12 protein-coding genes and 1 tRNA gene are annotated in these 12,441 nt (G+C 68.5%); 3 read left to right on the forward strand and 10 right to left on the reverse strand.

Annotated features, from left to right (window positions below):
* Positions 1 to 69: 69 nt before the first annotated feature.
* Positions 70 to 636 carry a LemA family protein gene (locus HCT51_RS12405; protein ID WP_166878302.1) on the reverse strand — a complete coding sequence of 189 codons (567 nt, stop codon included), beginning with the start codon at positions 634 to 636 and terminating at the stop codon, positions 70 to 72.
* A gap of 152 nt (positions 637 to 788) precedes the next feature.
* Here HCT51_RS12405 and HCT51_RS12410 point away from each other — a divergent pair, with 152 nt between their 5' ends.
* The 3 genes from HCT51_RS12410 to HCT51_RS12420 all read left to right on the forward strand — a co-directional run bounded on the left by HCT51_RS12410 (position 789) and on the right by HCT51_RS12420 (position 4,518).
* Positions 789 to 1,538: an ABC transporter ATP-binding protein gene (locus HCT51_RS12410; RefSeq protein WP_166878305.1), complete on the forward strand. Its 750-nt coding sequence runs from the start codon at positions 789 to 791 to the stop codon at positions 1,536 to 1,538.
* A complete protein-coding gene (locus tag HCT51_RS12415) occupies positions 1,535 to 2,269 on the forward strand; it encodes an ABC transporter permease (RefSeq protein ID WP_166878308.1) in 735 nt (244 codons plus the stop codon). Before HCT51_RS12410 ends, HCT51_RS12415 begins: the two co-directional genes overlap by 4 nt.
* A 107-nt stretch (positions 2,270 to 2,376) precedes the next feature.
* Positions 2,377 to 4,518 (forward strand): hypothetical protein, encoded by a 2,142-nt coding sequence (locus HCT51_RS12420; protein ID WP_166878312.1) that lies wholly within the window; start codon positions 2,377 to 2,379, stop codon positions 4,516 to 4,518.
* A 99-nt stretch (positions 4,519 to 4,617) separates the two neighbouring features.
* On the opposite strand, the gene HCT51_RS12425 is transcribed toward HCT51_RS12420, so the two are convergent.
* From HCT51_RS12425 to hisS, 9 genes are all read right to left on the reverse strand, one after another.
* Positions 4,618 to 4,692, reverse strand: a tRNA-Leu gene (locus tag HCT51_RS12425).
* Between the two features lie 231 nt (positions 4,693 to 4,923).
* A complete protein-coding gene (locus HCT51_RS12430; RefSeq protein ID WP_166878315.1) occupies positions 4,924 to 6,246 on the reverse strand; it encodes an NAD(P)/FAD-dependent oxidoreductase in 1,323 nt (440 codons plus the stop codon).
* Between the two features lie 42 nt (positions 6,247 to 6,288).
* Entirely contained in the window at positions 6,289 to 7,557 is a 1,269-nt protein-coding gene (locus HCT51_RS12435; RefSeq protein ID WP_166878318.1) for a S8 family peptidase, read from the reverse strand.
* Positions 7,554 to 8,066, reverse strand: a complete 513-nt coding sequence (locus HCT51_RS12440; protein ID WP_166878321.1) for a DUF501 domain-containing protein — start codon at positions 8,064 to 8,066, stop codon at positions 7,554 to 7,556. Before HCT51_RS12440 ends, HCT51_RS12435 begins: the two co-directional genes overlap by 4 nt.
* Complete coding sequence (locus HCT51_RS12445; protein WP_166878324.1) at positions 8,063 to 8,572, reverse strand: FtsB family cell division protein; 510 nt, start codon at positions 8,570 to 8,572, stop codon at positions 8,063 to 8,065. Before HCT51_RS12445 ends, HCT51_RS12440 begins: the two co-directional genes overlap by 4 nt.
* A gap of 9 nt (positions 8,573 to 8,581) precedes the next feature.
* Positions 8,582 to 9,862: a phosphopyruvate hydratase gene (gene eno / locus HCT51_RS12450; RefSeq protein WP_166878327.1), complete on the reverse strand. Its 1,281-nt coding sequence runs from the start codon at positions 9,860 to 9,862 to the stop codon at positions 8,582 to 8,584.
* Between the two features lie 78 nt (positions 9,863 to 9,940).
* Positions 9,941 to 10,474, reverse strand: coding sequence for a ferritin (locus HCT51_RS12455; RefSeq protein ID WP_166878329.1), 534 nt, complete (start codon positions 10,472 to 10,474; stop codon positions 9,941 to 9,943).
* The gene (locus HCT51_RS12460; RefSeq protein ID WP_166878332.1) at positions 10,471 to 10,962 is read right to left on the reverse strand and encodes a GNAT family N-acetyltransferase; all 492 of its coding nucleotides are present in this window, start codon (positions 10,960 to 10,962) and stop codon (positions 10,471 to 10,473) included. The genes HCT51_RS12455 and HCT51_RS12460 overlap by 4 nt, the downstream gene beginning before the upstream one ends.
* Before the next feature lie 62 nt (positions 10,963 to 11,024).
* The gene (gene hisS, locus HCT51_RS12465; protein ID WP_166878336.1) at positions 11,025 to 12,254 is read right to left on the reverse strand and encodes a histidine--tRNA ligase; all 1,230 of its coding nucleotides are present in this window, start codon (positions 12,252 to 12,254) and stop codon (positions 11,025 to 11,027) included.
* Between the last annotated feature and the right edge of the window lie 187 nt (positions 12,255 to 12,441).

Below are 12,441 nucleotides of genomic sequence, written 5' to 3' on the forward strand. Positions count from 1 at the left end.
TTCTACGAGAGAGGTGTGGTCGCCGTTCGGCTCATCAGAGCCGATCGCGGGGTCACACCGGATGCTGAACTAGAACTGCACGCGGGGCGGTTCGGCGATCGCGGAGGCATCGTCGACCTCGAAGAACTCCCGCTCGCCGAAGCCGAGGCCGCGCACGAACAGGGTGTTCGGGAAGATCTTGATCTTGGTGTTCAGCTCTCGCACCCCGCCGTTGTAGAACCGACGCGACGCCTGGATCTTGTCCTCGGTGTCGACCAGCTCGCCCTGCAACTGCAGGTAGTTCTGGCTGGCCTGAAGCTGCGGGTACGCCTCGGCGACGGCGAAGATCGACTTCAGCGCCTGGTGCATGTGGTTCTCAGCAGCGGATGCCTCGCCCGGCGTCTGCGCGGACAGCGTTTCCGCGCGTGCCCTGGTCACATTCTCGAACACGGACTTCTCGTGGGCGGCATAGCCCTTGACCGATTCGATCAGGTTCGGGATGAGGTCGGCGCGCCGTTTCAGCTGCACGGTGATGTCGCTCCATGCCTCGTCCACCCGAACATTCAGCGTCACCAGCGAGTTGTAGGTCGCCCACAGGTAGATACCGATGATGACGACGAGCAGCACGATGATGCCGATGACGATGAGGATTTCCATACCAAAACTATAAAGGAGTGGCACTCACCTCCCGCCGGTTAACATCACACTCAAAGCAGACTCGCGGGCTGCACGGGGTGTTGATCGGCTGCCCAGCAGGGGCGTGCCGGCATCCCTTGACACCCCGTGACGGTCGGGCCAATGTTCACGACATGGAGCATATTTCGGATGCCGCGATCGCCACGGTTGATCTCACCGTCGACCGCGGATCCTCCGTCGGCGCCGTGCGAGGCGTCACCGTGACGGTGCCCCGCGGCAGCCTGGTCGGACTCCTCGGGCCGAGCGGCAGCGGCAAAACCAGCCTGATGCGCGCCATCATGGGCGTGCAGCGCCGGGTCAGCGGGCAGGTCAGCGTGCTCGGGCTGCCCGCCGGCAGCCCGGCGCTCCGGAACCGCATCGGCTACGTCACCCAGGACGTCAGCGTCTACGACGACCTGACGGTGCGCGAGAACCTGTCGTACTTTCGGGCGGTGCTCGGTGCGCCGAAGTCGGATATCGAGCGGGTGATCCTCGAGACAGACCTCGCCGGCCAGACCGAGCAGCTGGTCAGCTCACTCTCGGGCGGCCAGCGCAGCCGGGCCTCACTCGCGGCCGCGCTGCTCGGTGCGCCGGAGCTGCTGGTGCTCGATGAGCCGACCGTCGGCCTCGACCCCGTACTACGCGTGCAGCTCTGGACCCTGTTCCGCCGGTTGGCCGAGCAGGGCAACACCCTGCTGGTCTCCAGCCATGTGATGGACGAGGCCATCCGCTGCGACCGACTGCTGCTGATGCGGGCAGGCGAGATCCTGGCCGATGAGACCCCGGCGGGTCTGCTCGAGAGCACCGGCAGCACCGACGCAGAGAGCGCGTTCCTCACGCTCATCGCCCGCCGGGACCAGCAGCCGGCCGAGGGGGCGGCATGAACCTTCGCCGCATCCTCGCCACCACCGGCCGGGTGCTTACCCAGATCCGGCACGATCCGCGCACCATCGTGCTGCTGCTGCTCGTGCCGAGCCTGCTGCTCGGGCTAATGGCCTGGATCTTCGTGAACACCCCGGTGTTCGAACAGGTGGGGCCCGCCATGCTCGGGCTGTTCCCGTTCACCGTCATGTTCCTGATCACGAGCATCACCACGCTTCGCGAGCGCCGCGGCGGCACGCTGGAGCGCTTGTTGGCGATGCCGCTCGGCAAGTTCGAGTTCATCGCCGGTTACACGCTCGCCTTCGGGTTACTCGCCGTGGCGCAGGCCTCCATCGCGGTCGCCTATGCGGTCTGGGTGTGCGGGCTGGAGGTGCAGGGTGAGCCCTGGCTGCTCATCCTCGTCGCCGTCACCGACGCCGTGCTCGGCACGACCCTGGGGTTGCTGGCCAGCGCGTTCGCGAACACCGAGTTCCAGGTCGTGCAGTTCATGCCGGCGTTCGTCATCCCGCAGATCCTGCTCGGCGGCATCCTGGTCCCCCGCGACCAGATGCCAGAGCCGCTCGAGGCAATCTCGAACTGGCTACCGCTCTCCCACGCCATCTCGGCACTGAACTCGGTGTCGACCGACCCGAACGGAACCGAGACGGTGCTGTGGCATCTGGCGGCGGTGGTGGCGTTCGCGGTGGCTGCGATCGCCCTCGGCTCCATCACGCTGCGACGTCGGACGGTCTGAGCTGGGGTGTGCAGCGTGCGCGTTGCCGAATTGTTACGGCAAAGTCCGTCTCATTACGACTCGGCGTTTCGACCGCCGGGGTCGTGGCACCTAGGGTAGACGCTACGGTGCACCCTTACGTCGCGAACGACCCGATCCGTTCGACCCGCCCGTCGGGTGTGAACGCGCTCGCCCGGCTGGTGGCTTTTCTGGCCCTCGTCGGGCTTTTTGTGGGTGCTACCGGCCCCGCGTACGCCACCACCGAGTCGCCGGACGAGACTGGGCGCACCGAGACAGTGCAGCCGCTCACCACGCCGTCACCAAGCCCGTCGGTGAACCCCGACTCGCTCACCGTCACCGCTCCCGCCTCGTTCGTGGGCGCGAACTCCATCGCCCCGGCCGGCACCGCCACGACCGGTCACACCGTGACGGTGCGCATGACCAGCCCCGCCACCGCAGACCCGATCTGTCAGACCGTGGTGGCGGGCGGGGCCTGGGAGTGCCGCCCGGCAAGCGTTCCGAACGGCGCGATCACCTTGCAGTTCGACGAGACCAACCCGGGCGGAGCCGTCGTCGACTCGGCGACCGCCACGGTGAAGGTGCTCGGCCCGCCCGTGATCGACGGCCCGGAGCCGGTGCGCAGTACCGGACTGGTGAGCGGAATCGGCTACCCGCACGCCGCGATCCGGGTGACGCTGTCTGGGCCGTCGGCGTATTCGCAGGACTGCCCCGCAGTGCTGCCGAACGGCTACTGGTCGTGCGCGCTGGGCAGCTCTGGGTCGTTGCCCGACGGAACCTACACGGCGACGGCGCGGCAGGGCGAACCCGGCACGGACAACTTCTCGGGCGCGTCGGGACCCATGACCGTGATCATCGACCGCACCGCTCCGGAACCGCCGGTGGTCACCTCCCCCGCAGCCGGCACGCGCATCGATGCCCCGGCGGTCACCTTCGCCGGCACGGGTGAGTCGGGCGGCACGGTCGATGTCTTCGTCGACCAGGAGCGCTTCTGCTCGGTGACCGTCGTCGCCGGCCACTGGAGCTGCGAGGTGGCCGGCATCCCCGTCGGAAGCCACGCGATACAGGCACTGCAACGCGACGCGGCTGGCAACTACAGCTCCGTGAGCGCGCCGGTGACGGTGGCGTTCGGTCCGGCCGCGGCCACACCGCGACCGGGTGCCACCAAGACGCCGAGCCCGACCGTGGAGCCCACTCCTGCGCCGGCACCCGCACCTGTTCCGGTCCCGGTTCCCTCCGAGACCCCGGATGCCACCGAGCCACCAGCGCTGCCGTCTGACCCGTCGGCATCGGACGGGCCGCTGCCCGGATCGAACTGGGGCACGCCCACCTGGTTCGGCGCCGAGATCCCCACGTTCGAGCAGATGCTGGAGCGCGGCAACTGGCTGATCGCGCCGCTGCTGGCGCTGGCGTTCATCCTGCTCTTCGCGTTGCCGTTGCGGGCGCTGTACCCGCTCGTGGCCGACCGGTTGCGCTGGCGGGTGCGGCTGACCGGACGTAATCAGGCGGTGTCCGCCGACGACGACGACGACAGCCCACTGGTGAAGCCCTGGGTCGTGGTGGCCGGCTCGATCGTGGGCATGGCGGTGCTCGCCGCGCTGTCCGGAGGTATCCAGCCGGAGCCCCGATACCTGCGCCTGGTCGCCTCGATCGGGTTGGGCCTTGTCATCCTGAACGGAGTCGGCATCGCCCTGAGCTCCTGGCTCAGCGGCCGCTGGCTGGGTGCGCAGACCTGGTTGCGGTTCGTGCCCGGATACTTGGCACTAGCGGCGCTGGCCGCCCTCGCCTCCCGCGTCATCGGGATTGAACCGCCGGTGATCCTCGGCATCATCATCGCGGCCACCGTGCCGCTGGCCGCTCCCCGGCTGTCGCGCGCGATGATCGGGCTGGCGCAGCTGGCGGTGCTGACCCTGCTGGCGTCCGGCGCGTGGGCACTGGGATCCGGGCTCGGGGATGTTGAGGGGTTCTGGGCGTCGGTGGCGAGCGAGACTCTTGCGGCGATCTGCCTGGCGGGCTTCGGCTCGGTGGTGCTGCTGACCCTGCCGATCCGTGCCCTGCCCGGTCGCCTGGTCTACGCCTGGTCGAAGCCGGTCTGGGCGGCCTCCACGTTCGCGATCGTGACCCTTGCCGCGCTGGTGCTGATGCCGGGCCAGGTGCCGCTTATCGTCGGCGCCTTCCTGCTCGCCGCGGCATCCGGAGCGGTCATGCTGGCGACGTGGGCGTGGGTGCGCTTCGTCGAGCCCGCGAACTAGCTCAAGTTCACCACTCAGCGGTGAGGTCTGGCATTCGGTCCTTCGCGCGCCCCGCCAACAACCAAACGGCAGACCTCAGCTGCGTCAACGCCGAAGAAGTGCCCCGGAAGGGACTCGAACCCTTAACTCTGCGATTTTAAGTCGCATGCCTCTGCCAAATTGGGCCACCGGGGCCTGCCGTCAGCCTACCGGCGGGAACCAGCGAAGGCGCCCCGCCGGGCCTGTCCCCGGCGCGCTCGGGGGCTCCTGAATGAGTCGGTTCGGGCGGCGGGGAAGCGCCGACTGCCACTGCGGCCCGCGCGCGCGGCTCGGGGTCGCGCGAGAGCACTGTCTCGCGAGATCAGCTACCGGCGGGAAACAGCGGGGGCCCGCCACCAGTGGTGACGGGCCCCAGCTCAGGTCGCGCTAGACGCGCGGCCGGGAAGCGAACTCTTCGAACTTCGCGCGCGGCTCCTGCACGGCAGGCAGCGCGACGATGTCGCGGCCGAGGAAGAAGTTGTCGAACCAGCCGATGAAGACCCGGATCTTGCGCTCCCACATCGGGATGGCGAGGCCGTGGTAGCCGCGGTGCATGAACCAGGCGAGCACACCCTTGACCGCGAACTTGCCGGACTGGAAGACGCCGATGCCGAGGCCGAGGCCGGCGACCGCACCGATGTTCTTGTGGACGTAGTCCTTCGGGGTTTCGTCGCGCAGCACGGCCACGAGGTTCTTCGCGAGCAGCTTGCCCTGACGCACCGCGTGCTGGGCGTTCGGCACGCAGAAGCCGCCGACGCCACCGCCGGTGAGGTCGGGCACGGCGGAGATGTCACCGGCAGCCCAGGCGCCCTCGACGATCTCGTCGGCGGTGCCGACGCGCAGGTCGGGGCGGGTGACGATGCGTCCACGCTCTTCGACCGGCAGGTCGGTGTTGCGCACGATCTGGGGGTTTGCCATCACGCCGGCGGTCCAGACGATCACGTCGGACTCGAACCGGTCGCCGCTGGAGGTCTCGATCACGCCGTCGACCGCGGAGGTGAGCTGCGTGTCGAGGTGCACCTCGGCGCCGCGCTGGGCAAGGTTCTTGAGCACCCAGTGGCTGGTCTCGAGCGACACCTCGGGCATGATGCGGCCCATTGCCTCGATCAGGTGGAAGCTGGTCTCGTCGAACTCGATTTCGGGGAAGCGCTTCAGCAGGCCGCTTGCGAGCGACCGCAGCTCGGCGAATACCTCGATGCCGGCAAAGCCGCCGCCGACGACCACGAAGGTGAGCAGGCGATCGCGCTCGGGACCGGCGGGCAGCGCCGCGGCTTTGGTGAAGTTGCTGATCACGCGGTCGCGGATGGCAACGGCCTCTTCGATCGTCTTCAGGCCGATCGCGTTGTCAGCGACGCCCGGGATCGGGAAGGTGCGCGACACCGAACCACCGGTGACCACGACGATGTCGTACTCGAACGGGTAGGCGTCGCCGTCTTCCGGCTCGATCGTGGCGGTCTTGGTGGCGTGGTCAATGTGGGTGACCTTCGCGGTGATGACCCGAGTCTTCTCGAGGTGGCGACGGTGCGCGACCACGGCGTGGCGGGCCTCGATGGAGCCGGCCGCGACCTCAGGCAGGAAGGGCTGGTAGGTCATGTAGGGAAGGGGATCAACCACCGTCACCTCGGCCTCGCCGGACTTGAGCCATTTCTCGAGCTTCAATGCCGTGTAGAAACCGGCATAGCCGCCGCCGACGATCAGGATTTTGGGCACGAGTAGATATCTCCTAGAAAAGCTTCAAGTTCACAACGGTCCCTATCGCTTGCGGATAGACCTCACATGGAGGACGGCAGCAGCGACGAGAATGATGAAGAGCGCACCGAAACCGGTAAGGACCGCCATCGGAACGCCCACAAGACGCATCAAGTTTACCCCCGGGAGAATTGTCTGCGAACTTGCAGCATCGGGCTCGCCCGTTTCCTCCGGAATCGGAGAGGGCTCGGGCAGCGGCGCAATCGCGTCAGGGGTGGACTCCGGCTGGGTTTCGGCGCGTCGGTGCAGCCGAATCCAGTCGGCGAGGTCGCCCATCGGATTGGCCGTGACAGCCGGGACGCCGCCAGATACCGCCTCGGCGGCGTCGATGAGGCCATTGCCGTAGATCGGGTCGGCGCCGGGCGAACCGGCATCATCCGCGGAGGCGATGATGCGGTTGATCACATTCGCGGCATCCAGTTCCGGATGCGCCGCCCGCACCAGCGCGGCGAGCCCGGCCACGATCGGGGTGGCGCCGCTGGTGCCCTGCCAGAGCACGTGGCCGCCGCCGGGGGTGGCGCCGACGAGGTCTTCGCTGGGCGCCGCCACGCCGATGGTGATGCCCTGGGATGACGCGTCGAAGCTGGCGATTCCCTCCCGGCTGACCCCGGCCACGGTAAGCACGCCGGGCATCGTTGCCGGCGCTCCCACCGACACGGTGCCGCTGCCGCGGTTGCCGGCGGCAGCCACCACGATCACGTCGTTTTGCATGGCGTAGAGGAAGGCGTCGTCCCAGCTGGTCGGCCAGTCGAGGGTGTTGCGGGTGAGCGACATGTTGATGACGTCTGCGCCGTTGTCGACCGCCCAGCGCACCGCGTCGGCGATCTGCTCGTCGGAGCCGCGGGATCCCTCGCCGAAGCCGATGGACAGCGACAGCAGCGAGGCGCGGGGGGCGACCCCGATCACGCCGTCGCTTGCCCCGGTGCCGCGTCCGGCGGCGAGGGAGGCCACCATGGTGGCGTGCCCGTTCGACTCTGACGACCCGACCGGTTTCTGCCCGTCTGCGGTGCCGAGTCCGGAGAAGTCCGCTCCCCCGATGACGGCCCCGTCGAGGTCGGGGTGGCCGCTGTCGATCCCGGAGTCGATCACGGCGATGGTGACACCCTCACCCTGGGTGGTGGCCCAGGCGTCGCGGATGCCGTAGTCGTCGAGCCAGTACTGCAGCTCACGCACCTGGTCGGCGGCGGCGGGCTCCGCGCTGGTCACGCCGAGGGCGGCGACCGTCGCGGTCGCCACGAGGGCCGCCGCTATTGCCGCGGCCCGTCGCCTCATGCCTGGTCCTCGTACGACACGCACTCGCAGACGGCGGGGCTCCAGGTGGCGCGCTCCAGGGCGAGGTCGCCGATCGGGTTGACGCCGGGACCGGCAGCCAGCGCGTGCCCGGCCAGCGCGTGCAGGCACTTGACCCTGCTGGGCATGCCGCCGGCCGAGATGCCGGCGATCTCTGGCACGACCTCGATGCTCTCCCGGTCGGCCAGGTACGCCTCGTGCGCGGCCTGGTACGCGGCCGCGACATCGCCGACGAGCAGCGCCGCCAGCTCGGGCATCACGCCCTCGGCCTCCAGTGTGGAGATCGCCGCGGTCGCGGCCGGGTGGCACAGGTAGTACAGGGTGGGGAACGGCGTGCCGTCATCCAGCCGCGGCTTGGTCGACACCACGGTCGGATTGCCGCAGACGCAGCGCGCGGCGATGCCGATCACGTTGCGCGCCGGCCGGCCCAGCTGGTGCGACACCGTGCGGATGTCGGCCTCGGTGGGCGGGTCAAACGGTGGGGTGGTCACGGGGTGGTTCCTTGCGGTTCGGGGGCGCCCAGCTGGTCGGCCGGCACATCCGTCAGGCCCGCGATGAACACGGAAGACAGCATTGACGACATCCAGTCCACTCGGGTGGTTTGGATCTCGTCACTGATGGGAAGACCGTTGCTGGTGGTCTGAGTCTGGCCATCGTCGATCACGAGGTAGCTCAGTTCGCCCGGGTAAACATAATAAAGCCGGGCGCGTGCCTGAGCCTCCAGATAGGCCGGGTCGCTCCACCTGGCGACCTCACCCTCCAGCTCCTCGACGGTGTCCTCCTGCACGTCAACCGCATCGCGGAGCGCCGCGATCTGCTGCTGCTGCTCGATCAGCACCCGCAGTCCGGGCGCCAACACCACGATCGCGGCGATCAGCAGGAACAGCACCGAAAAGGTGAAGCCAGAGAGTCGGATGCCGCGCAGCCAACTCCCTGGCCCCCCTTCGGTCTGCGGCAGAGCGACCGGTACCCGAGTCGTCTTCTGCCGCTTGTTCATACCTCGAATCTAGGCGGTGAACCGCGGGAAGGCGCTGCGACCCGCGTAGACCGCGGCATCCGCCAGTTCCTCTTCGATGCGCAGCAGCTGGTTGTACTTGGCAACCCGCTCGGAACGCGCCGGGGCGCCCGTCTTGATCTGGCCGGCGTTGGTGGCCACGGCGAGGTCGGCGATCGTGGTGTCTTCGGTCTCGCCGGAGCGGTGCGACAGCACGGCGGTGTAGCCGCTGCGCTGTGCCAGGGCCACTGCATCGAGCGTCTCGGTGAGGGTTCCGATCTGGTTGACCTTCACCAGGATCGAGTTGGCGGCTCCCTTGCGGATGCCGTCGGCCAGACGGGCCGGGTTGGTGACGAACAGGTCGTCGCCCACGATCTGCACCTTCGAGCCGAGCTCGCGGGTGAGCTGGTCGTAGCCTTCCCAGTCGTCTTCGGCCAGCGGGTCTTCGATCGAGACCAGCGGGTACGCGGCAACGAGTTCCGTGTAGTACGCGGTCAGGTCGCTTGCGGTAACCTGCTTGCCCTCGAAGGTGTACTTGCCGTTCTCGAAGAACTCCGTGGAAGCGACGTCGAGGCCGAGCGCGATGTCGGTGCCCGGGGTGAAGCCGGCCTGGCTGATGGCGTCCATCAGCAGGTCGAGCGCGGCCCGGTTGCTGTCCAGGTTGGGGGCGAAACCGCCCTCGTCGCCGAGTCCGGTGGAGAAGCCCTTGCCCTTCAGCTGCGACTTGAGGGCGTGGTAGGTCTCGACGCCCCAGCGCAGCGCCTCGCTGAACGACTCGGCGCCGATCGGCAGGATCATGAACTCCTGGATGTCGACGTTGGTGTCGGCGTGCGCGCCACCGTTGATCACGTTGAGCATCGGCACCGGCAGCACGTGAGCGTTCGGGCCGCCGATGTAGCGGAACAGCGGCAGGTCGGCGGAGTCCGCGGCGGCCTTGGCGACGGCGAGCGAGACGCCGAGGATGGCGTTGGCGCCGAGGTTCGACTTGTTCTCGGTGCCGTCAGCCTCGATCAGGGCCGAGTCGATCAGGCGCTGGTCGGATGCTTCGAAGCCTTCGATGGCCGGGCCGAGCTCGTCGAGCACGGCGTCGACGGCCTTCAGGACGCCCTTGCCCAGGTAGCGGTCTTGGTCGCCATCGCGCAGCTCGTAGGCTTCGAACGCGCCGGTGGATGCCCCGGACGGGACTGCGGCACGCGACACGGTGCCGTCTTCGAGCAGAACCTCGACCTCGATGGTCGGGTTGCCACGGGAGTCAAGGATTTCACGGGCGCCAACGGCCTCGATCAACGACACAAAAGTCTCCTTCAGAGCTTGCGGATGGGGCGGGATGCCCGCTGGCAATCCTAGTCGGCGGCTTGGAACGCGCGATGGCTACAGGGCGCCGCCTGCCGCCTGCGGGCCATCCGTCGACTTGCCGTGATCGCCGACGGTTTCGCGGGCGATGAAGTTCTCGATGTCGAAGTAGTTGTCTCCGGCGCGCTCGGCGATGGTGAGCAGCGTGGTCATCGACGCGACCTCCTCGACCTGCTCCTTGAGGAACCAGAGCATCGCCTGCTCGCCGAGCGCGTCGCCTTCCTCGCGCGCGGCACGGAACAGCGCCTCGATCTGACCGGTGACCTGCTTTTCCTGCGCCAGTGCCAACGCGATCGGCTCGACCACGCTGGCGAAGTCGGTGCGGGGTGCCTCCACGCCGGGAATCGTCACCCCGAGATCACGGTCGACCCGGTACTGCACCAGCATCATCGCGTGGTTGCGTTCCTCGACTGACTGCCGGTAGAAGTGCCGGGCGAGCTGCGGCAGGTCGTGGTCATCGAACCAGACCGCGATCGCGATGTACTGCTGCGACGCGGCGAACTCGTTGCCGATCTGGCTGGTCAGGAGCTGGTCGAACGGGATTCTGGTCATGCCTCGACGCTACCCGCGCCGCCGGGGCGGGCGCTAGACGGGGGGCTGGCGTCCTCGGCGGCGAGCGGCGCCCGGTAGAACATCTCGGATGCGCCATCGTCGATGCCGCGCACGGTTCCGACGTTCTCCCAGTGCAGCGAGGCGAGCAGCATCCGCATCGGGAAGTTCGATTCGCGGGTGGCGGTGAACAGCCGCTCGGTTCTGATTCGCTCGGTGGTGGCACGAAGCAGCGCCGTTCCGAGGCCGAGCCGGCGGTGGTTCTCGGCGACCGCCAGGTGCCGCACGAACGTCTGGTCGAAGAACGACTCGTCGGCCACGATGAGGCCCACGACCTGACCGTCGTGCTTGGCGATCACCAGCTGGCCGAGGTCGAACCAGCCGCGCACCGTGTCGTGCTTCGTTCGGCGCACGGCGGTCTCCGGCCAGGCCAGCGCGGCGACCGCGGGCAGGTCGTCTTCGCGCGGCCGGGTAATGCTGATGTGCGCCACGAGTTGATGTTAGCGTCCGGATGTCGTGGGCATGCGACATCCGGAATCAAGTGTTAGAGCGCTCAACCGAGCGCGCGCAGCTCAAGGTCGGCCGCGGTGGCGCCGTCGGTCACGAAGGCGAAGTGGGTGAAGCCCTCGGCCGCGAGCCGGTCGAGCGTGGTCTTCACGTTCTTCGGCTTGCGCTCGAGCCGCACCCGGTGGCCCTGCCCGACCAGTTCCGCCTTCAGCCGGCCAAGTGCCGCCGGCGCGGCGGCCGCGTCGTGCAGCAGCGCCACGGCATCCGGCTGGCTGCTGTCATCCAGGTGCACCAGGTCGACCAGCCGCTCGAAGCCGAGCGAGAATCCTGTGGCGGGCACGTCGCTGCCGAGGAACCGGCCGATCATGCCGTCGTAGCGACCGCCGCCGCCGAGCGAGTAGCCGAGGTCGGGGTGGGCGATCTCGAAGATGGTGCCGGTGTAGTAGCCCATGCCGCGCACCAGGGTCGCGTCGAAGATGAGCTCGCTGCCCGGTACCGCGGCGCGCAAGTCGAGCAGCGCCCGGTATGCGTCGAGGTCGAGCCATTCCGGGGCGGCGTCCAGCAGGTTCCAGCCCTCGGTCGCCAGGGCTGCGGCGAGGCCGTCGGTGGCGATGCCGAGCTCGGCGAGTTCGGCGGCCACACCCTCGGCGCCGATCTTGTCGAGCTTGTCGATGGCGATCAGCGCGCGTTCGTGCTGGTCGGCCGGCACGTTCCAGTGGCTGAGCAGCCCGGTCAGGATGCGGCGGTCGTTGATCCGGATCGTGTACCGGTCCAGACCGAGCGCATCGAGTGCTGCGGATGTCGCCGTGATCAGCTCGATCTCGGCGAGCGGCCCGGCGTCGCCGATGATGTCGATGTCGCACTGCATGAACTGGCGGAAGCGGCCCTTCTGCGGCCGTTCGGCCCGCCAGACGGCGCCGATCTGGATGGCGCGGAACACCGGCGGCAGGTCGGCGCGGTGGGTGGCGTAGAACCGGGCGAGCGGAACGGTCAGGTCGAAGCGCAGGCCGAGGTCGGTCAGATCCAGCGGTTCGGTGGCCGCCTGCAGGTCGTCGTGGGTGAGGCCGCGCTTCAGGATGCCGAAGGCGAGTTTCTCGTTGTCGCCGCCGAGGCCGGCGTGCAGGCGGGAGCTGTCCTCCATGACCGGCGTCTCGATCTCGTCGAAGCCGTGGGCACGGTAGGTGTCGCGGATGACGCCGAGCACCCGCTCTCGTCTGGCCTTGTCTGCGGGGAGAAAGTCGCGCATCCCGCGCGGGGGGTTTACCTGGCTAGCCACCCGTCGATTCTGTCACGGGCCGCGGGGCCGTCTCGGCGGCCTGTCTCCGCGGCCCAGCGGGTGTTTGGCTTATCGGCATCGATTCCAGTAGAATCGTGAGTTCCGGTTACGTACCGGCTGCAGTAGTGGCACGTCTGGATCGGGTAGTCCAGGCGTTGTGCCCGCAGTTCGGTGTACCGGTTGCGTT

The sequence above is a fragment of the Salinibacterium sp. ZJ450 genome (assembly GCF_011751885.2).
GTDB lineage: Bacteria > Actinomycetota > Actinomycetes > Actinomycetales > Microbacteriaceae > Ruicaihuangia.